This window comes from Flavobacterium erciyesense, assembly GCF_018069925.1.
GTDB classification, from domain to species: Bacteria; Bacteroidota; Bacteroidia; order Flavobacteriales; family Flavobacteriaceae; genus Flavobacterium; species Flavobacterium erciyesense.
Map to the genome: position 1 here is coordinate 275,753 of NZ_JAGPXB010000002.1, position 20,027 is coordinate 295,779.

Below are 20,027 nucleotides of genomic sequence, written 5' to 3' on the forward strand. Positions count from 1 at the left end.
AACATCACAACAATAGCAGCACTTCCCCTCGATATAACTCAAAATTTAAAGAATTTATCTACTTTTACACAAAAAATACAAAATGTTAAAATCTTACTTTTTAGAAGCTGCATTAGAAGCGGGTACTGACGAAGCAGGCCGCGGTTGCTTGGCAGGCCCCGTCACAGCTGCAGCTATTATTTTACCACCAAATTTCAAACATGAACTTTTAAACGACAGCAAACAACTATCGGAGAAAACTAGATTAAAACTTCAACCTATTCTAGAAAGCGCAGCAGTAGCTTTTTCAGTAGTTCATTTAGACGCTCCCGCTGTAGATGAGTTAAACATTTTAAACGCATCTATTAGAGCAATGCAAGAATGTATTATTGGCCTTACTGTTCAACCTAAATCTATAATAGTTGATGGTAACAGCCCTTTTATACCAAAAGGCGGTATTAAACAAAGAGTCGGCAGATTATTCACCACACATGAAATAGAAACCCTAAACAACATTAAAAATACGAGTATTATCAAAGGTGACTCTATATATAGGAGTATTGCCGCTGCCTCTATTTTGGCAAAAACCTATCGCGATGCGTACATGGATAAAATACACGAAGAATTCCCAATGTATAACTGGAAAAAAAATAAAGGCTACCCGACTAAAGAACATCGTGAAGCTATACGTAAATACGGAGTTACTAAATACCACCGCATGTCCTTTCGACTTTTACCAGAACAATATGAATTAGAGTTATAAAAATTTACTCTTTAATAAACGTCTCTTCGAATTGAGCTTCAAATAAAATTGTAAGGTGTTTAATTATTTTATGTTTCACCTCGGCTTCATTTACTTTTTCAACTCCCAACTCTACCTGTAAAGAAGTAACTGCTTTACCACGAATACCACACGGAATGATATTATCAAAATATCCCAAATCAGCATTTACATTTAAAGCAAAGCCATGCATAGTAACCCAACGAGAGGCACGCACTCCCATGGCACATATTTTTCGAGCAAATGGTGTTCCTACACCTAGCCAAACACCTGTTTCGCCTTCGCTTCGGCCGCAGCTAAGACCATATTCTTGAAGAGTAAGAATGATGGCTTCTTCTAAAAAACGTAAATATTTATGAATATCTGTAAAAAAATTTTCAAGGTCTAAAATAGGGTAACCTACAATTTGTCCCGGTCCGTGATAAGTAATATCACCACCTCGGTTGATTTTATAAAAAGTAGCGCCTTTTGCTTCCAATTGTTTTTCGGATAACAGCAAGTTATCTAAGTCACCACTTTTACCAAGTGTATACACATGAGGATGCTCTACAAAAAGAAAAAAATTGGGCGTAGCCAAGTCGAGCTCTTCTCTGCGATTTCGAATTTTTAAATCAACAATTCCTTTAAATAGTTCCTCTTGAAGCTCCCAAGTTTGCTTATAATCTTGTAATCCTAAATCCTGTAATTGAATGGTTTTGTTCATGCCTAGATGCAATTTTTGGAGATTATGCAGTACATAGTGCACAACCTATATATATAATGAATGCAAAGGTACAAAGTTTAAAGTGAAGAAAAGCTGTTATAAGTTTTGTTCCTTACTAAAAAAACACCTCTAAATTTGTGCTCTCAGGATCAGATAAACAATCAGAAAGTAGCAATTTTAGTTGCAATGATTTACGATCTTCACTAATTTGAGCTAATGGATTGGAAACCGATTTAATTTTTCGAGCAAAATGATAGTCTAGCAATAGATTTTGTTTGAGGTTAAATGCATCGTATCGCTTTTTTAAATTGCTAATTTCATCTTGCTGCTTTTTTAATTCGGTTGGATTCGTAATTTTCACTTTTCGAGAAAAAACATTGTCTCTTAAACAAAAGCTAACCACGTAATAATGCTCCTCGGCTACTAATGCATAATTGTTTACAATATCATCTGCGTAATCCTCTGTTTTATACAAATCAGGAATTTCTTCTACTGCATTAAAAGAGTGTTTTATTGTGGTTCGAAAAATTTTCTCGATTGCACTCTTAAATTCGTGCACTGTAACCGCTGCGTACTTTTGAAAAATTGCTTTTTCAAAATCAGGAAGTCGCGCAAATGTTTCTTGATGTTTAACAATCACATCTTGAAAAAGATAAGTTTCATCTTTAAAAAAAGTTTCTTTTGTATACTCCTCGCCTACAAGCTGCATGTAACTTTGCTCATCTCGAAGCTCGGTGACGGTAATTGAACCTTGACCCTTTTCATCTACAGTTAAGGTTTCGCTTACCTGACAACTTAGACAGCAAAAGCATAGCAATAAAGCCAAGATTGGATACTTCATAATTTCATTTTAGAACAAGAATTCAAAAGTACGAATTTTATATTTAAAAAATTAGCTACTGAAAAAATAAAACGACTACCATAGCCCCGATTACTTCACTATACATTTATTTTAATCGGAGTTCAGTGAACTTCGTTTGTAGCGGCATCCTTTTTTACTTGTTTTTTTTAAACAATTAAAAAAGATATAGTGGAAAGCGGGAAAAAACGTTTATAAAAAACGAAAAAATGTGCTTCAAAAAACCTTGTATTTTAAGCTTTAGATTTAAAAACTTATATAGTATCTTTGCGCTCTTAAAATCAGCATAAAATGGCATTATCCGAACAAGAAATATTACGCAGAGAAGCACTAACCGAATTACGTAATTTAGGCATTGAGCCTTACCCAGCAGCCGAATTTATCACCACCGCATATTCTAGCGAAATCCTTGCCGATTTCGAAAAGTATGAAGGAAAAGAAGTGGTTTTAGCAGGACGTTTGATGGGAAAACGTATCATGGGAAAGGCCTCATTTGCTGAATTGAAAGACGCCGAAGGCCGTATTCAAGTATATATTTCGAGAGATGATGTGTCGAACGACGAGGAAAAAACAATGTACAATGTAGTGTTCAAAAAACTCTTGGACATTGGTGATTTTATAGGTGTACGCGGAACGGTTTTCAAGACTCAAGTTGGTGAAATATCTGTTCATGTTTACGGATTAACGGTGCTTGCTAAAGCGTTGAAGCCACTTCCTGTTGTAAAAACAGATGCCGATGGTAAAACCTACGATGCATTTGCCGATCCTGAGCAAAGATACCGCCGTCGTTATGTTGATTTAACGGTAAACGATCACGTTAAAGAAACGTTTATCAAACGTACCAAGTTGTTTAACGCCATGCGTTCTTTTTTTAATAATGCAGGATATCTTGAAGTTGAAACTCCAGTTTTGCAACCAATTCCTGGAGGAGCCGCTGCAAGGCCATTTATTACGCATCACAATTCATTAGACATTCCGTTATACATGCGAATTGCGAACGAATTGTACTTAAAAAGATTAATTGTTGGTGGATTTGATGGGGTGTATGAGTTTTCTAAAAACTTTAGAAATGAAGGAATGGACCGCACGCACAACCCAGAATTTACCGCTATGGAAATATATGTAGCCTACAAAGACTACAACTGGATGATGAAATTTACCGAAAACTTACTAGAACATTGCGCTGTAAGTGTAAATGGTACTAGCGAAGCTACTTTTGGAGAACATAAAGTCAATTTTAAAGCGCCTTATGCACGCGTTACGATGACGGATTCTATCAAACACTTTACTGGTTTTGATATTTCTGGTAAAACAGAAGCAGAATTGTTTGAAGCAGCGAGAGGCATGGGAATTGACGTTGATAAAACGATGGGGAAAGGGAAACTTATTGATGAAATTTTTGGCGCTAAATGCGAAGGAAATTACATTCAGCCAACTTTTATTACGGATTACCCAAAGGAAATGTCGCCACTTTGCAAGCAACATCGCGACAATCCAGAACTTACAGAACGTTTTGAATTAATGGTTTGCGGAAAAGAAGTAGCCAATGCCTACTCAGAATTGAATGACCCAATTGATCAAAGAGAACGTTTTGAAGATCAAATGCGTTTGGCAGAAAAAGGTGATGACGAAGCGAACGGTACAATAGATGAAGATTTCTTGAGAGCTTTGGAATATGGTATGCCACCTACCTCTGGATTGGGAATTGGAATGGACCGTTTGATGATGTTTTTAACTAATAATTCATCAATTCAAGAGGTACTGTTGTTTCCGCAAATGCGTCCTGAGAAAAAACAAGTTAAAATTGAACTTGAAGAAGACGAAAAGTTAATTGTAACACTTTTGCAAGCAAATAACAATCAAATGGAGTTTGGTTTATTAAAGAACAATGCAGGACTTAGCGGTAAAAAATGGGATAAAGCCATGAAAAACCTGTCGTCATTAGGAATGACCGAAGTTGTAGTTGATGGCGATGTGAAAGCTTGTCGATTGAAAGAATAAGCTGATTTGAGAAGAATAGAAAAATCTGGTTTTTGAATAACAAAATGCCCCGAATAGCAAAACTATTTGGGGCATTTTTTTGTTAACTTAAACGTAAGAAAATTGCGTTTTAGCTTCAATCTTCAAAAACAAGCAAGCCAATCCTTCCCAGAATTGGCTTGCTAAAGCAAAAAACAATCTAACTATTAAAACCCTAAACCTACGGCCATTGCAGTAGCTTGTATATTAAGATCTGCTACTTTTGTTGCAGCTCCTGTAGTAGTGTTCAAACTGTAAATACCTGTTACACCGTTAACTTTTAGTAGAGCAAAAGCACTTCCGCTTGTTCCTCCAATATCAAATCCGCTATCCGCATCAATATTAACACCTAAACTTCCAATAGAAACTAATGTTCCATTATTTGGTGGATCTTGACGGAACATCGTATCAGTTTGAGAATCAAGTACAAATAATACCGTTGTTGTAGCGCCTGCAAAATTATTAGTGTATGCTGCAGCATTCACAAATGGAGTTCCTGGATTCAAGTTACCATCTGTAAATACTATGGTTCCTAAGTCTGGGTGTAAACGCAAGTTTTGACCCGTGTTACTCACTAGACGAATTCTATCTACCGTTGGATTAAAATCAAATCCAAAAGAAGTACCAGACAATGGAGTCGCTAACCCTGTACCAACGACAGTCATAGCACCACTTGCTGTATTGATTGTAAATAATCTACTTTGGTTTGTAATAGCAAACAATGCACCTGTTGCAGGTCTAAAATCGATTCCTACTACACTTTCGCCTGAAGCAAGTCCTGTAAGTGCAACGTTATTGTTAGTACCGTTTGTTGGATTGAAACGAACTAACATATTTCCTGCTGTTGTCGCATAGGCTATTGGATTCGTTTTGAATGCAATACTAATTACTGATGCAGTAAATTTACCAACATTCTCTGCTTTACCAGTCAAAAGGCTAACTGTAAATAATGTAGATACATTGTTACTATTTGTTACCGCTAATGCAGTAGAATTATCTGCCAAAATATCCATATCACCAGTTCCTTCAAAATTCACGCCTAGGTCACCCACTAATTGCAAAGCTCCGTTATTTGGTGGATTTTGAATATATAATTTATCTTGTTCGAAGTCAATATCATACAATAAAGTAGAAGATGCTCCTGCCATACTATTTGTATATCCAACAGCCCCAATTTTAGCAGAACCACCACCATTTATGGTACCATCAGTTGCTGCAACTGTTCCCAATTCAGGGTGTAATCTTAAATTTTGACCTGAATCAGTTACTAAACGAATTCTATCAACCGTTGGGTTAAAATCAATTGATGCGTTTCCTCCTGCTAATAGCGGAGAGAAAGCTGCAGCTCCAAGCGCAGTTGCTTGTCCACTTTTTTCATTAATCACATACAGTCTGCTTGAAGAACCTAAACCGTATAATTGACCAGTTGCTGGTCTGTAATCAATACTCACAATATTTTCTGACATTGGCAGACCAATAATAGCTGTGGTTGACGTTGCAGTATTTAAATTACGTGCATTGTACGTTAAGATAGTATTGTTACTAGCCAAAGCAGTAAAATTAACATCCGGTGCTACCACAACAGGTGGTGTAACAGGAGTTTCCATTTCCTTTACGTCATCATCATTACATGAAACCGTAAAAAGTGATAAAATAGCTAGTCCAAATATGGAAGCTAAACCTAAGTTTTGTTGATTGTTTTTCATTGTTTGTTTATTTAGTTATACATGGATGTACGAAAGATTTTTAAATCCGGTTTCCTATTCCTATGAAAAAAAATTAAAAAACATGATGATTTTCAGTTCTAAAAATCAAAAAGACCCTATTTTGCTGGCTTTTCCCGTTCCTATTTCATTTACAAAAAAAATGTTGAAATACTTTTTTTGGGACTTGAAATCACTAGCCCCTTGTATAAATAACAAGCTGTAAATTTTAAAACATAAAGTATTTTATTCTTGTAAATCAAATTGTTATAACATAAATTATTGTACAAAAAACACTTGATGCAAAACACAAAAACTTGTGTACTAAACGATAAACTTATGTTAAGGATTAAACTATTAGCTTTCAAAGCCATCTTAATAGTATTAATCCAAAAAACAAAACACAATGAAAAAAGTACTAATTGCGGTGGTATTACTATTAGGAATTGCGGGTAATGCACAAGAAAAAATGGAAGGCCGGAGAAATTTGAGAGAGAATCCATTAACAAAAGAACAAAGACAAGAGTTGCATTTAAAAAAAATGACTTTAGACCTTGATTTGTCAACAGCGCAACAAAAAGAAATTCGAACTGTTCTAAACGAGCAGAGCAACAAAAGAGAGGTTACATTGGCTAACCGAAAAGAAAAACAAGCAGAAAATGCTAAAAAACTAACTGCTGATGAACGTTTTGCAATAAAAAATCAAATGCTAGACGATCAAATTGCAATGAAAGCACGAATGAAAAAAATACTTTCTAATGAGCAGTTTAAAAAGTGGGAAACTATGAAAGAAAATAAAACCGATCGCATGCATGACCGCCTTGCCATGCACAAAAAACGCAAAGCAAGTAAAACTAATACCAATAAATAAAATTGGTATTAAAAAATAAAAAAGCCCAAAATGAAATTTCATTTTGGGCTTTTACTTTTAAATGATAAGGAACTAAAAAGTTTTAGACACTCTATCTATGGCTTCAATTGTAAAATCTAAATCCTCATACGTTAAAGCATCAGTGATAAACCACGTTTCATAGGCTGAAGGCGCAATATAAATCCCTTCTTGTAACAAACCGTGAAAGAATTTCTTGAACGTTTCATTATCTCCTTTAGCAGCCGTTTGAAAATCAACAACTGGTTCAGCATCAAAATGAACCGATATCATTGAACCAATAGTATTAATTGTAAACGTTACTTGGTTCGCCTCGAGCACACGTGCTATTCCAGCAGCCAAATAAGCCGTTTTCTCTGCTAATCTGGTAAAGATGCTTCTATCTTGATCTAATGCTTGCAACATAGCCAATCCTGCTGCCATTGCCAAAGGATTTCCAGACAAGGTTCCTGCTTGATAAACAGGACCAAGTGGTGCTAAATAATTCATGATTTCCTCACGTGCTGCAAAAGCACCTACTGGTAAACCTCCACCAATTACTTTCCCAAAACAAACAATGTCTGCATTTACTTGCACTAATTCTTGAACACCGCCTGCTGCCAAACGAAAACCGGTCATAACCTCATCAAAAATTAATAGAATTCCGTTTTCTGTACAAAGGCTACGCAAACCTTCAAGAAATCCTTTTTGAGGCGGGATACATCCCATGTTTCCTGCTACAGGCTCTACAATAATAGCGGCAATTTCGCCCTTATTTGCCTCGATTAATGCTTTTACATTCTCTAAATCATTGTATTTGGCTAGTAAGGTATCTTTCGCAGTACCCGCGGTAACACCTGGACTATTTGGCGAACCAAAAGTAATTGCTCCACTACCCGCTTGAATTAAAAACGAGTCAGAATGACCGTGATAACAACCTGCAAATTTTACTATTTTGTCTTTTTTAGTAAATCCTCGAGCTAAACGAATTGCACTCATACACGCCTCAGTACCTGAATTGACAAATCGAATTTTATCAATATTAGGCACCATTTTAACGGCTAATGCTGCAATCTCAGTCTCTAAAGCAGTGGGCATTCCGAATGAGGTACCCAACTTTGCTTTTTCAATTACTGCTTGTACAACTGGTTCATAGGCATGACCCAAAATCATCGGACCCCAAGAATTGATGTAATCAATTAAACGATTACCATCTTCATCATACAAATAGGCTCCCTTGGCACTTTTTACAAAAATAGGAGTTCCTCCTACTGCCCTAAAGGCACGAACTGGCGAGTTTACTCCTCCAGGAATTACTTTTTCTGCTTCAGCAAAAAGCTGACTACTTCTTTGATATAACATTGTATTATTTTGAGAATTAGTATTAGTGATTTATTTCACAACCAGACGTTGTCCTATAGAAAGGCTATTGTCTGATAACTTATTTTTTTCTTTCAATTCTTCTACTTTTAATGCAAATTTTTTAGAAATCGAATACAAAGTATCTCCTTTTTGCACCACATATTCGGCCTCATTTAGCTCATTATTTTGCGCTAGCACCACCGTTTCTTTTGATGGTATGTAATTAATATCTAATACTTGATTGTCGTATTGATGCAATTGGTATCGGTCTATATACGAAATAAGTTTGTCTGGGTATTTAGGATCAGTGGCATAACCCGCAGCCCGCAATCCATGTGCCCACGCTTTGTAATCGCCTTTTGGCAATAAGAACAACTTGGCATACCGATTTCTAGTTGTTAAAAATAAAGCATGATCTCGAAACGATTCTGATGGGCTTTCGTATTTGCGAAAACATTCTTGCGAAGCATCATCATCGTGTTTAACACTGTCACCGGTCCATCCTACATGGCATTTTATACCAAAATGATTATTGGCATTGAAGGCCAAATCTCCTTTTCCGGCGCCTGATTCTAGTATTCCTTGCGCCAAAATAATGCTGGCAGGAATACCATAAGATTTCATGTTATTCATGGCGATATCCTTAAATTTTGCCACGTACAGTACAATCACATCAGAGGTAACCACCGTTTTTGAGGTAGAAACAATTGTTTCTGTTTGGGTTTTTTTAGTACTTGTAGAGGTTACTTTTTTCGGAATTGGCTTCGTTTTGGCAACGGTCGAAACAGGATTTTTTTTAATCATCCTAGTAGGAGTTGCTTTTGTATTTGAAACCGGTTTTTTTGTCGTAATAATGGGCTTTGTACTGTTACAAGAACCCAATAATATTAAGACAAAAAGAAGTATTATTTTTTTAAACATGGACATCTATCGTTGGTAACTGTTTGTTTTTTAATTTTAAATTCATGCCTGCAATACCTTGTAAACCGCCACTGTGCACAATCAATATTTTAGAATTTTCAGGAAAGTAATTCTTTTCAATCAAGTCAAAAACCCCATACACGGTTTTTCCTGTGTAAATTGGATCTAGCGGAATTTTAAATTTTGAATAAAACTCATTGATGAATTTCACAAGCTCTAAATTCACTTTACCATAGCCCCCAAAATGGTACTCTGTAATCAACTCCCAATTGTCTTGATTTACAAAATTACGAATTTCATTGCTTAAAAAATCACCTTTTAAAGCAGGAAATCCTAAAACTTTTTGAGAAGGTTTCGTACTAGCAATGATTCCAGATATTGTACCACCAGTACCTACAGCACAGCATATAAAATCGTACTCGACATCATCTTGGGTTAAAACTTCTTGACATCCTTTAATTGCTAGTGCATTTGTTCCTCCTTCTGGTATGGTATAAAACCAACCAAATTGCGATTGTAAATCCTCTAAAAATGCAGGATTTTCCTTTTCTCGATATTGTGAACGAGTCACAAAGTGAAATTGCATGCCACACTCTTGTGCAAAAAGCAAGGTAGGATTATCGGATATTTTATCAATGAGTTCTTCACCACGAATCACACCAATAGTCTTAAATCCATTCGCTTTACCTGCATACGCTATTGCGGCAATATGATTTGAAAAAGCACCTCCAAAAGTGAGTAATGTATGGTGCTGCTCTTTTTTAGCTTGCTGCAAATTGTATTTTAGTTTCCTGAATTTATTGCCTGAAACAAAAGGATGCAATAAGTCCTCTCGCTTAATGGCAATAGTACAATTATTAGAAAAAAGCTGCGGCAAGATTTGATTCAATGTTCTAAATTTACGACAAAGGTAAAACTATTAAACAATAAAAAGTGCAACCCTCGCGAGTTGCACCTTTTAAGTAACCAAATCCACTAACTTAATTTTTTACAATAATTTTTTTTCCAACTGTTTTGTTATCTGCTGAGTTCAACTTAACGATATATATCCCATCTGCCAAACCATTTGTAGGGAACTCATATTTTACATTTGAACCAATATCTTTTTTAGAAAACAATAATTTTCCAGCTATATCATAAATGCCGCAATAGCTCAAATCTAGTGATTCTGGATTTTCGATTACCACGCTTTTTGAGTTGTTATTGTGATAAACAATAAAGTTTTCAGCCTTCAATTCATCAATTCCTAATGTGGTATTTTTACGGAACGTAATTTCAAATTGCGTTGTGTTTTTTCCTGCCGGTAGATCTAACTCATGAAAGTTATTTTTGATATCGTAATAAACATCACTTACCTTATCGTGTAAGTAAACAGCGTTAACTGCATCTAAATTCATAATATCTTTTACGGTAATTTTGTAATTCGCGGGCTTATCATTTTTAAAACCAACAGCAATTTTTTTATCAATGTCAAAATTGGTAACATTTATAATATATTCTGCATTATTAAGTGCGATAAACATATCGGCAGCTGCGCTATCACTGGAAGACAAGGCATCCATAGCGCGATCAACACCGTCTGTAGCTTCAGGCATAAAAGCCAATGCCAGTTGGCGGATTCCTTGATTATTTAACAAAGCGTTGATTCTAATTTGAGGTGTTACTGCTACACTTACTGTCTTATAATCAAAACCAGAAACAGACTGTACTCGTGATAAAAATGCAATATTTGGATCAACAGATTTATCTTTTTTAGATTGAACTCTTTCAAATTGAGAGTTGTTTGCCGCACCTTCTTTTACATAAACTCGATAACTATTTTTCATTTCAACCGTACCACTTGCCGCACCTCTGATCATAAAACCTTGCCCAACTGGCGAAAATCGTCTTTCAAACAATCCACCTGTAGTACCAACTGTGCTTGGGTTACCTGAGCCATCATACGAATAAAAAGTAGCTGGCACATAAACTCCTGCACCAACACCACCTGCAGGCGAAAAAGCTCCGTAACCGCCTTTGTAATCAGCAATGTAATGAGAAGATACTGTTTTATCATGCTCCCAAAAATAGGCAATACCAGTAGTATTTAGTTGTTGTGTCAAAAAAGCTGACAAATCAATCGCAGAAGGATAAGGATTTCCTGTTAAGGTAAATTGCAAAGCTGCTACTGGAATTTGAATAGTTCCATCATTTGGCTTTCCTCTAAAATCATATCGCTGTTTGCTTCCTGAATTGTTAGGAACTCCATATACAGTTGTTGTATTGGTTCCCGCAGTTCCCTTCATCGTAAAGCCTTCACCTGCATTGATGTTTGATGCTGCACCAACTGAAACCCAATTTGCATAATTGGATGTCCCAGCTAATTTGTAAATCCAATAGGGAGCAATTGATAACGGATTTGCTTGGCCATTGTAATTATTCATAGGTAAAATGACAGCATCAGTAGAACTAATCAAACCCGTCACATCTTTTAATTGTGAAATACCAAAAGGTGAATTTCCAGCAGTTGCACTTGCTCCTCCAACTGGTGAACACCAATAATTGAATTGAAAGTTATTTGTTGTCCCTTCTTGAAAAACAGATAAACTACCCAAGCCTTTATTAGCACTTCCGGCAGTACTTCCTTGCACCAAATGCGCATTATCTCGTAAGTACAGATTACTTGTTGCTGCGTTAAGCTCGACTTGTTGTTTTACAAAAACCACTTGATTTTTGGCAAACACAAAACTATTTGGACTCACATACATTTGCGCATAAACTTGAAATTGAAAAAGAACCATCACTAAAACGGCCGCTCTCTTGAGTAATTTTGCTTTCATAATTGCTACAATTAATTTATGACTCTAGTTCCTCTTAAATTAGTTGCATTGATTTGAATTAAATCTTTCTGTTCTGCAACGTGACAAAGCTACAAAAAAAAACAGTTAGAAAAGATTAAAAAAACCGATAAAAAGTATAAAAAATCGATTAAATACATTGTTTATATTAAAATATATTCTTTTTCTTATAAATTACAATTTAAAAAAGAAAAAACTTGAAACAATCGAATTTGCTATTGAAAACAATTATTTCATTTTTCTTAAAAAGACTTTTATTTAAGTTGATTTTACCAATAAATAGAACTACACTAACTTAAAAAACGGAAGAAATTAAAAAGAGGTCGCTTTTCTAAAAACAAGAAGTCGCGCTCGTGTGAATACGCCTCACGCTCAAAACTAATAGCGCGGTAAGCGAGTTGCCATTTTTTCAGTTTGATTAAATGCCAACAAAATTCAATAGCGTACCACAAAAAAAAAGGAATAATTAAAAGCTCTAATTGCTGTCGCAGATGTATTTTTTCATGCTGTACCAACACAAAATCATGTTTCTCACTTTTATCGTTAAAAATGATAAACGGAAAAAGAGTGATGCTGCGGTATCCTTTAGGAATTAAATATTTGGCCACAATCAAAAACATTCACTTTAAAATTTATAAGTTTGTAATGGGTCTGTGCCAATTTAAAAGCTCGAATTAGCAGCAAAATAAGACCCAATAAATTCAAATTACACTATGACAAGCCAAAGTAATGAAAATAAATTGACAGAGGGCGAAGATTTCTATTATACTCCAGAAGGATACAAATGCTTTACCGAAAAACACCATTTAAAACGCGGTTATTGCTGTAAAAATGGCTGCAGACATTGTCCGTACGGGTTTAATAAAAAAACGGGAACAGTGAAAAAGTAAGCGGTTTGCAGTCAAAAATTAAGGTAAAAACGAAAAAAAACACATCAAAAAATGACTTTTCAAGAACAAATACTTCAAGGAATACCAGCAGTTTTACCACAGCTTAAATCGTATGACAGTACTCGATTTGCTGATCCAACTGCGCCTACAGCAATTAATCATGCACCCAAACGAAAAGACATTTTATCTGATGACGAAAAAATACTGGCGCTCAAAAATGCCTTACGTTACTTTGAGCCACAGCATCACGCCGAACTACTTCCAGAATTTAAAGCTGAACTAGAAATTTTCGGTCGTATTTACATGTATCGTTTTCGACCGGATTACGAAATTTATGCCCGACCAATAAACGAATATCCCGGAAAAAGTACGCAAGCAAAAGCGATCATGTTAATGATTCAAAATAATTTGGATCATGCTGTTGCGCAACATCCGCACGAATTAATTACTTACGGCGGCAATGGCGCTGTATTTCAAAATTGGGCGCAGTACTTGCTTACCATGAAATACCTAGCCGAAATTACCGACGAGCAAACACTCAGCATGTATTCTGGGCATCCAATGGGATTGTTTCCTTCGCACAAAGAGGCGCCGAGGGTGGTTGTTACGAACGGAATGATGATTCCAAATTATTCCAAACCTGATGATTGGGAAAAAATGAATGCCTTAGGAGTGTCACAATACGGTCAAATGACAGCGGGAAGTTACATGTACATTGGTCCGCAAGGAATTGTTCACGGAACTACGATCACGGTTTTAAACGGATTCAGAAAAATAAAAAAATCCCCAAAAGGCGGTTTATTCGTAACTTCTGGATTAGGCGGAATGAGTGGCGCACAACCAAAAGCCGGAAATATTGCTGGATGCGTAACGGTTTGCGCCGAAGTTAATCCAAAAATTACACATATTCGTCATTCTCAAGGTTGGATTAATGAAGTGATTGAAAACATTGACGAATTAGTACCAAGAGTTAAAAACGCTCTAAAAAATCAGGAAGTCATTTCAATCGCCTATCTCGGAAATGTCGTTGATGTTTGGGAACGATTTGACCAAGAAAATTTGCACATCGATCTGGGTTCTGATCAAACTTCATTGCACAATCCGTGGGCTGGAGGTTATTATCCAATAGGCTATACTTTCGAAGAATCTAACGATTTAATGGCAAATAATCCTGCTAAATTTAAGGAAGAAGTTCAAAAAACATTACGTCGTCATGCAGCAGCCATTAACAAACACACCGAAAAAGGAACCTATTTTTTTGATTATGGAAATGCGTTTTTATTAGAAGCCTCTCGAGCTGGAGCCGATGTTTTTGCAGAAAACCATATAGATTTTAAATACAACAGCTATGTACAAGATATTATGGGACCAATGTGTTTTGATTATGGATTTGGTCCATTCCGTTGGGTTTGCGCCTCAGGAAATTCAGAAGATTTAGCAAAAACCGATACAATTGCTTGTGATGTTCTTGAAGACATGATAAAAAATTCACCTGAAGAAATACAGCAACAAATGGCAGATAACATTCAATGGATAAAAGGCGCTCAAGAAAATCAGTTAGTTGTGGGGTCACAAGCCCGAATACTTTATGCTGATGCCGAAGGAAGAATAAAAATTGCAGAAGCATTCAATCAAGCTATTGCCCGTGGCGAAATAGGACCTGTAATTTTAGGACGCGATCACCACGACGTTTCCGGGACCGATTCGCCTTACAGAGAAACATCAAACATTTATGATGGCTCCCGATTTACAGCCGATATGGCCATTCAAAACGTAATTGGAGACAGTTTTCGTGGAGCAACTTGGGTATCTATTCATAATGGCGGAGGCGTAGGCTGGGGCGAGGTAATTAACGGTGGTTTTGGTATGGTTCTTGATGGCACTAAAGAGGCATCAAAACGTTTAGAATCAATGCTTTTCTGGGATGTGAATAACGGAATTTCTAGACGCAGTTGGGCGCGCAACGAAGGCGCAATTTTTGCAATCAAACGAGCAATGGCTGCGCAACCTTTGCTGCAAGTGACCATCCCTAATGAAGTTAGCGATGATTTGCTAAGCAATTAAAGTAAGAACATAAAATAAGTCCCATTAATATCAAACTGAAATACCATGAAAACAATTAAATTACTCTCTGTACTATTCGTTTTTGTATTGGCTTCCTGCGCCTCTGTTCGGGTGCAATCTGACTTTGATTCGAAAGTTGATTTTTCACAGTACAAGACATATGCATTCCATAAAAACGGAATTGATAAAGTCGAAATTTCGCAACTAGACAAAAAACGAATTTTAAACGCAATTGACGTCGAGCTTAGCGCAAAAGGAATGACTAAAAGCGAAAATCCTGATTTGTTAGTCAACATTTTTACAAAAGAAAGAGAAAGAATCGACGTTAACCAATTCAACATGGGTTGGGGTTACGGCTGGGGTTGGGGTTGGAATCCATTTTTATGGGGCGGCAACAACACCTTTGCGTCTTCTAGCGTTGAAGGCACTTTGTTTATTGATTTAATAGATGCTAAAAAGAAAGAATTAATTTGGCAAGGAGAAGGAATCGGTAATATCACCCAGAATCGCGGTAATAAAGAAAAAAGAATTAGCGAATTTGTGAACCAAATTCTAGCTCAGTTTCCGCCAAAAGCGAAATAAGATCACTATTGAATTGAAATGAAAAGTCTACTTTTGTGTAGGCTTTTTTTATACTTTATTATGACTACACTACACGATATACAAACATTGGATGATATTAAGATTTTGGTTAATTCCTTTTATGCCAAAGTTCAAACAGACGATATGATAGGACCTATCTTCAATGCTAAAATAGGCGACAGATGGCCCGAACACTTAGAAAAAATGTACGGTTTTTGGGAAACAATACTACTCGAAGTACACTCGTATTCTGGCAGTCCGTTTCCGCCACACAAGCATTTACCTATTGGCAAAGAACATTTTAACCGTTGGATGCAACTGTTTACTGAAAATGCTGATGCGCAATTTGCGGGACCGCTGGTTGATGAAGCCAAATACAGAGCCAAAGGAATGGCCGATATGTTTCATTATAAAATTGATTATTTCAGAAACTTAGAACAGCAACAAAACAAAGACTAAAACCAATTAACTTTCCAGTTCAAAAGCTTTCAAACCCTACAAAATAATGATGCGTAACTCCATATTCGCCTTACTTAGTTCCTTTTTATTTTTTGCCTGCGCTACAAACAAAGCAAGTTTGGCAGCAGAAAAAGCACCACAACTGCGTTTCTTGAATCAAATTGAAATTCCATTTAACACTATTTTCCAAAATACAAGGGTAGGCGGTTTATCTGGAATTGATTACGATGCTAAGAACGACTTGTATTATTTAGCTTGCGACGATCGCTCGATTTACCAAGAAGCTCGTTTTTACACTGCTTCCATCGCGATTACAAATAACGCGATTAGTGAGGTCGCTTTTAAAAATACCTATCGTTTGCAAAACGAAAAAGGAGAATCTTTTGCCAATTGGGAAACGACACCCAACCTATCAACTGATCCCGAAGACTTGCGTTACAATGCAAAAACTAAAAGTTTGCTTTGGATTAGTGAAGGCGCTCGCGTGTTAAGCTCTGGGAAAAAAGTGTTGCAAAATCCTGCCTTGACCATCATGGACACAAAAGGAACCTATGTGACCGAAATGAAACTCCCTGAAAATTTACAGATGCAGGAAATTGAAAAAGGGCCAAGAAACAATGGCACGCTAGAAGGTTTAACTTTCGATTTTGATTACAAAAACTGCTATGCCAATTTAGAAGAACCTTTGTTTGAAGACGGTCCACAGTCGAATTTAAACTCCGGAGGTTTGATCAGGCTATACCAATTTGACACCCAAAAAAATCAGAATATAGCGCAATTCGGCTACCGTTTAGAACCGATTGCGAAAGCGCCATCACCGGCAGGTTCCTTTGCTGTTAACGGTATTTCGGCCATTCAATATTACGGGAAAAATCAGCTTTTGGTGGTAGAACGCTCCTACTCTACAGGTACGCAAGCTTGTACGGTAAAAATCTTTTTGTGTGATTTAAAAAATGCGACGGACGTAAAAAACAGCCAATCATTGTTAGCAAACATTCAACTGGCATCGAAAAAATTGATTTTGAATCTGGATGAACTCGGGATTTTTATAGACAATATTGAGGGAATTACCTTTGGCCCTCGACTTGAAAATGGCAACAGATCGCTAGTGTTGGTATCTGACAATAATTTTTCAGAGAAACAAAAAACGCAATTTTTGTTATTTGAAGTGATCGAGTAATAAATCGAGGCGACTTTTTTGCAATACACCCCTAGCCCCGATTGAAATAGAAAGCTTTTTGCAAAAGCCGTTTTGATTTTTCTTGTTGCGGCAGAGCGACCAACGGAAGCTCCTGCCGAAACTGTAGAAAAACAAACGGATGTGCAAAAACTTGCCATGAAAAGCGGGAAATGGCTCCTGAAATTCGTATTTTTGCAGCTGAACTACAACGTTTTCGACATGAACTCAACTATAGAAAGCAATCCGTTATTAGATCGATTGCCAAAGCACTTACGACAATTTATTAAACCTCAGGATTATAGCGATTACACGCCCATTAACCAAGCGGTTTGGCGTTATGTGATGCGAAAAAATGTGGCGTATTTATCGAAGGTAGCCCACAATTCGTACCTAGACGGTTTGCAGAAGACAGGAATTGAAATTGACAATATTCCGAGTATGTACGGAATGAACCGTATTTTGAGCGAAATAGGCTGGGCTGCGGTTGCAGTTGATGGTTTTATTCCGCCAAATGCCTTTATGGAATTCCAAGCGTATAACGTATTGGTTATTGCATCAGATATCAGACAACTTGAACACATTGAATATACTCCAGCACCAGATATTATTCACGAAGGTGCCGGACATGCGCCTATTATTGCTAATCCGGAATATGCTGAATATTTGCGTCGATTTGGTGAAATTGGTTGCAAAGCGATTTCATCGCACAAAGATTACGAAATGTATGAGGCAATTCGTTACTTATCAATTGTAAAAGAAGCCGAAGGTACGCCTGAGGCCACGATTGCTGCTGCTGAAAAAGCGGTTGAAGATTTGCAAAATAATATGGGAGAACTCTCAGAAATGGCTCAAATTAGAAACCTACATTGGTGGACTGTGGAATACGGCTTAATTGGAACTGTAGAGGACCCGAAAATTTACGGCGCAGGATTACTCTCCTCAATTGGCGAAAGTGCACACTGCATGACTCCAGCGGTAAAAAAAATACCTTACGATATCTCGGCAGCGAACCAAAGTTTTGACATTACTAAACTGCAACCACAATTGTATGTAACACCAACTTTTGCGTATTTGAATTTGGTTTTAGAAGAATTTGCCAATAAAATGGCGTTGCGAACTGGCGGCTTGTCGGGGATTAAAAAACTTATTGATTCGAAAGCATTGGGCACGGTTGAATTGAGTACCGGATTACAGATTTCAGGTGTTTTCAGTTCAGTTATTGAGCACGATGGAAAACCGATTTACCTACAAACAACGGGGAAAACGGCATTGGCTTACCGCGAAAAAGAATTGGTAGGACACGGCACCTTAACGCATCCGGAAGGTTTTGGTAGCCCAATTGGAAAATTAGAAGGCATCAACTTGGCTATTGAAGATATGAGTCCAAAAGACTTGAATGCTTACGATATTTTAGAATCGAAAACAGTTACTTTAGATTTTGAAGGTGGTATCAAAGTTACAGGTGAAATTATTACTGGCTCTAGAAACCTACAGGGCGAAATTACTTTGATTCGTTTTAAAAACTGTACGGTTACGCATGGCGAGAGAGTATTGTTTCAACCAGAATGGGGAGTTTATGACATGGCAGTTGGGAAAAAGATAACTTCGGCATTTTCAGGACCTGCTGATGTGAACAGTTTTGATTTGATTACGCATTTGCCATCGAGCAAAACTATTAAAGCCAAACAATCTGCTGAGCGCGATGATTTGGAAGTTTTGTACCAAACCGTTCGAAATATTAGAGTTACAAAAGATACACAAACATTATTGGCTCCCATTTTTGAAAAGTTACAAAATAACCATCCTAACGATTGGTTACTAGCTGTTGAAATCACGGAATTGTTGCAGGAAAGAAATGAACCGCAACTGGCTCAGGAAATCATGGTATATCTAGAACAATTGCGAAGTAAAAGACCCGAAGTAGCTCATTTGATTGCTGGTGGCTTAGACTTGATTTTTGACAAAACGAAAGCTTAAAGTTATGAACCGCAAATTCGTAGATTTATATCAAATAAGATAGAGATCAATTTTGTGGGAGAAAACAGTTTAATAAAAATTTAACCGCAAATTCGCAGATTTATATCAAACAAGATAGAGCTGAATTTTGTGGAAGAAAACAATTTAATAAAAATTTAACCGCAGATTCGCAGATTTTAAATTATTCTAAAAATTTGCGAATTTGCGGGTTTTCTTTGCTTTACATTTTGATTTTTTGCCCGAAGTCTTTTTCGGTTTCAATTACTTGACCTTCATATTTCAGTGTCCAGCCCAACTGACTTGTGGTAATCAATAACTTGGATAACTCACTAATTAATCGGTTTTGTGCGTTGGTTTTTAATGACGATTTTTCAATTTTCTTGGCCAAATTAGCTTTTACTGACTTGTTGATTTTATTGTAATCGTCGCCCGTGAAAGGATTTAACTTACTTTGTTCGACATCATAAAATTGAATATCGGGACTGATTTTTATTTCTTCCTTTGGAATTTGAACAATCGTAATGATTTTGTTAATGGAATCAATATCGTATTTCATAAGGTGCAAATCGTAGGCCACGGTAACATCAGCATTAACCACAACCAAGGCTTTTTTCTCAAAAGAAAGCATGTCCATCAAATATTTCTGTTGGTTTTTATAAGTAATTACCTCAGAAAAATGCCCTTCGGTAACCACCAATTTGCCCACATTTAAAATTTGTTGCTGAATAAGATTGGTGTTATACGTAATATCTTGATCCTCGTTTTTCTTGAAGTCGCAGAATTTAAATAGCAAAAATATGATTAGAGCTGCTGCGATTCCGATTAATATTCTTTTAAGCATAA

The 20,027-nt window shown here is 36.6% G+C and carries 18 protein-coding genes; 9 read left to right on the forward strand and 9 right to left on the reverse strand.

Annotated features, from left to right (window positions below):
• Nucleotides 1-82: 82 nt before the first annotated feature.
• The gene (locus tag KBJ98_RS04215) at nucleotides 83-742 is read left to right on the forward strand and encodes a ribonuclease HII (RefSeq protein WP_210788408.1); all 660 of its coding nucleotides are present in this window, start codon (nucleotides 83-85) and stop codon (nucleotides 740-742) included.
• A 4-nt stretch (nucleotides 743-746) separates the two neighbouring features.
• Here KBJ98_RS04215 and lipB read toward each other — a convergent pair whose 3' ends face one another.
• Together lipB and KBJ98_RS04225 are read right to left on the reverse strand one after the other, a co-directional pair.
• Nucleotides 747-1,463 (reverse strand): lipoyl(octanoyl) transferase LipB, encoded by a 717-nt coding sequence (lipB, locus tag KBJ98_RS04220; RefSeq protein ID WP_210788409.1) that lies wholly within the window; start codon nucleotides 1,461-1,463, stop codon nucleotides 747-749.
• Nucleotides 1,464-1,578: 115 nt separating this feature from the next.
• Complete coding sequence (locus KBJ98_RS04225; RefSeq protein WP_210788410.1) at nucleotides 1,579-2,304, reverse strand: hypothetical protein; 726 nt, start codon at nucleotides 2,302-2,304, stop codon at nucleotides 1,579-1,581.
• A gap of 309 nt (nucleotides 2,305-2,613) precedes the next feature.
• On the opposite strand from KBJ98_RS04225, the gene lysS reads away from it, so the two are divergent.
• Complete coding sequence (gene lysS, locus KBJ98_RS04230) at nucleotides 2,614-4,323, forward strand: lysine--tRNA ligase (protein WP_166133475.1); 1,710 nt, start codon at nucleotides 2,614-2,616, stop codon at nucleotides 4,321-4,323.
• A 185-nt stretch (nucleotides 4,324-4,508) separates the two neighbouring features.
• Here lysS and KBJ98_RS04235 read toward each other — a convergent pair whose 3' ends face one another.
• Nucleotides 4,509-6,047 (reverse strand): DUF4394 domain-containing protein, encoded by a 1,539-nt coding sequence (locus tag KBJ98_RS04235; protein WP_225899057.1) that lies wholly within the window; start codon nucleotides 6,045-6,047, stop codon nucleotides 4,509-4,511.
• Between the two features lie 403 nt (nucleotides 6,048-6,450).
• On the opposite strand from KBJ98_RS04235, the gene KBJ98_RS04240 reads away from it, so the two are divergent.
• The gene (locus KBJ98_RS04240; RefSeq protein ID WP_210788411.1) at nucleotides 6,451-6,915 is read left to right on the forward strand and encodes a hypothetical protein; all 465 of its coding nucleotides are present in this window, start codon (nucleotides 6,451-6,453) and stop codon (nucleotides 6,913-6,915) included.
• A 72-nt stretch (nucleotides 6,916-6,987) separates the two neighbouring features.
• Here KBJ98_RS04240 and hemL read toward each other — a convergent pair whose 3' ends face one another.
• The 5 genes from hemL to KBJ98_RS04265 all read right to left on the reverse strand — a co-directional run bounded on the left by hemL (nucleotide 6,988) and on the right by KBJ98_RS04265 (nucleotide 12,652).
• On the reverse strand, nucleotides 6,988-8,274 hold the full coding sequence (gene hemL, locus KBJ98_RS04245) for a glutamate-1-semialdehyde 2,1-aminomutase (protein ID WP_210788412.1): 1,287 nt from the start codon (nucleotides 8,272-8,274) through the stop codon (nucleotides 6,988-6,990).
• A gap of 30 nt (nucleotides 8,275-8,304) precedes the next feature.
• The gene (locus KBJ98_RS04250; RefSeq protein WP_210788413.1) at nucleotides 8,305-9,195 is read right to left on the reverse strand and encodes a glucosaminidase domain-containing protein; all 891 of its coding nucleotides are present in this window, start codon (nucleotides 9,193-9,195) and stop codon (nucleotides 8,305-8,307) included.
• A complete protein-coding gene (locus KBJ98_RS04255; protein WP_210788414.1) occupies nucleotides 9,188-10,084 on the reverse strand; it encodes a 1-aminocyclopropane-1-carboxylate deaminase/D-cysteine desulfhydrase in 897 nt (298 codons plus the stop codon). Before KBJ98_RS04255 ends, KBJ98_RS04250 begins: the two co-directional genes overlap by 8 nt.
• Before the next feature lie 91 nt (nucleotides 10,085-10,175).
• On the reverse strand, nucleotides 10,176-12,014 hold the full coding sequence (locus KBJ98_RS04260) for a T9SS sorting signal type C domain-containing protein (protein ID WP_210788415.1): 1,839 nt from the start codon (nucleotides 12,012-12,014) through the stop codon (nucleotides 10,176-10,178).
• 308 nt (nucleotides 12,015-12,322) lie between these two features.
• Nucleotides 12,323-12,652, reverse strand: coding sequence for a hypothetical protein (locus KBJ98_RS04265; RefSeq protein ID WP_210788416.1), 330 nt, complete (start codon nucleotides 12,650-12,652; stop codon nucleotides 12,323-12,325).
• A 93-nt stretch (nucleotides 12,653-12,745) separates the two neighbouring features.
• On the opposite strand from KBJ98_RS04265, the gene KBJ98_RS04270 reads away from it, so the two are divergent.
• The 6 genes from KBJ98_RS04270 (at nucleotide 12,746) to KBJ98_RS04295 (ending at nucleotide 19,184) form a co-directional block, all read left to right on the forward strand.
• Nucleotides 12,746-12,922 carry a DUF5522 domain-containing protein gene (locus KBJ98_RS04270; protein ID WP_166133457.1) on the forward strand — a complete coding sequence of 59 codons (177 nt, stop codon included), beginning with the start codon at nucleotides 12,746-12,748 and terminating at the stop codon, nucleotides 12,920-12,922.
• Nucleotides 12,923-12,973: 51 nt separating this feature from the next.
• Nucleotides 12,974-14,986: a urocanate hydratase gene (locus tag KBJ98_RS04275; RefSeq protein ID WP_210788417.1), complete on the forward strand. Its 2,013-nt coding sequence runs from the start codon at nucleotides 12,974-12,976 to the stop codon at nucleotides 14,984-14,986.
• Nucleotides 14,987-15,031: 45 nt separating this feature from the next.
• A complete protein-coding gene (locus KBJ98_RS04280) occupies nucleotides 15,032-15,568 on the forward strand; it encodes a DUF4136 domain-containing protein (protein WP_210788418.1) in 537 nt (178 codons plus the stop codon).
• A gap of 60 nt (nucleotides 15,569-15,628) precedes the next feature.
• Nucleotides 15,629-16,027, forward strand: a complete 399-nt coding sequence (locus KBJ98_RS04285) for a group III truncated hemoglobin (RefSeq protein ID WP_210788419.1) — start codon at nucleotides 15,629-15,631, stop codon at nucleotides 16,025-16,027.
• 46 nt (nucleotides 16,028-16,073) lie between these two features.
• Nucleotides 16,074-17,207 (forward strand): esterase-like activity of phytase family protein, encoded by a 1,134-nt coding sequence (locus tag KBJ98_RS04290; RefSeq protein ID WP_225899058.1) that lies wholly within the window; start codon nucleotides 16,074-16,076, stop codon nucleotides 17,205-17,207.
• A gap of 219 nt (nucleotides 17,208-17,426) precedes the next feature.
• Nucleotides 17,427-19,184 (forward strand): aromatic amino acid hydroxylase, encoded by a 1,758-nt coding sequence (locus tag KBJ98_RS04295; RefSeq protein WP_210788442.1) that lies wholly within the window; start codon nucleotides 17,427-17,429, stop codon nucleotides 19,182-19,184.
• 220 nt (nucleotides 19,185-19,404) lie between these two features.
• On the opposite strand, the gene KBJ98_RS04300 is transcribed toward KBJ98_RS04295, so the two are convergent.
• Complete coding sequence (locus KBJ98_RS04300; protein WP_210788420.1) at nucleotides 19,405-20,025, reverse strand: DUF4230 domain-containing protein; 621 nt, start codon at nucleotides 20,023-20,025, stop codon at nucleotides 19,405-19,407.
• Nucleotides 20,026-20,027 lie beyond the last annotated feature (2 nt).

Bases quoted from the DNA above. Each gene is read 5' to 3' on its own strand.
- KBJ98_RS04215 (WP_210788408.1), top strand. From the start codon at position 83: ATGTTAAAATCTTACTTTTTAGAAGCTGCATTAGAAGCGGGTACTGAC.
- lipB (WP_210788409.1), bottom strand. From the start codon at position 1,463: ATGAACAAAACCATTCAATTACAGGATTTAGGATTACAAGATTATAAG.
- KBJ98_RS04225 (WP_210788410.1), bottom strand. From the start codon at position 2,304: ATGAAGTATCCAATCTTGGCTTTATTGCTATGCTTTTGCTGTCTAAGT.
- lysS (WP_166133475.1), top strand. From the start codon at position 2,614: ATGGCATTATCCGAACAAGAAATATTACGCAGAGAAGCACTAACCGAA.
- KBJ98_RS04235 (WP_225899057.1), bottom strand. From the start codon at position 6,047: ATGAAAAACAATCAACAAAACTTAGGTTTAGCTTCCATATTTGGACTA.
- KBJ98_RS04240 (WP_210788411.1), top strand. From the start codon at position 6,451: ATGAAAAAAGTACTAATTGCGGTGGTATTACTATTAGGAATTGCGGGT.
- hemL (WP_210788412.1), bottom strand. From the start codon at position 8,274: ATGTTATATCAAAGAAGTAGTCAGCTTTTTGCTGAAGCAGAAAAAGTA.
- KBJ98_RS04250 (WP_210788413.1), bottom strand. From the start codon at position 9,195: ATGTTTAAAAAAATAATACTTCTTTTTGTCTTAATATTATTGGGTTCT.
- KBJ98_RS04260 (WP_210788415.1), bottom strand. From the start codon at position 12,014: ATGAAAGCAAAATTACTCAAGAGAGCGGCCGTTTTAGTGATGGTTCTT.
- KBJ98_RS04265 (WP_210788416.1), bottom strand. From the start codon at position 12,652: ATGTTTTTGATTGTGGCCAAATATTTAATTCCTAAAGGATACCGCAGC.
- KBJ98_RS04270 (WP_166133457.1), top strand. From the start codon at position 12,746: ATGACAAGCCAAAGTAATGAAAATAAATTGACAGAGGGCGAAGATTTC.
- KBJ98_RS04275 (WP_210788417.1), top strand. From the start codon at position 12,974: ATGACTTTTCAAGAACAAATACTTCAAGGAATACCAGCAGTTTTACCA.
- KBJ98_RS04280 (WP_210788418.1), top strand. From the start codon at position 15,032: ATGAAAACAATTAAATTACTCTCTGTACTATTCGTTTTTGTATTGGCT.
- KBJ98_RS04285 (WP_210788419.1), top strand. From the start codon at position 15,629: ATGACTACACTACACGATATACAAACATTGGATGATATTAAGATTTTG.
- KBJ98_RS04290 (WP_225899058.1), top strand. From the start codon at position 16,074: ATGATGCGTAACTCCATATTCGCCTTACTTAGTTCCTTTTTATTTTTT.
- KBJ98_RS04295 (WP_210788442.1), top strand. From the start codon at position 17,427: ATGAACTCAACTATAGAAAGCAATCCGTTATTAGATCGATTGCCAAAG.
- KBJ98_RS04300 (WP_210788420.1), bottom strand. From the start codon at position 20,025: ATGCTTAAAAGAATATTAATCGGAATCGCAGCAGCTCTAATCATATTT.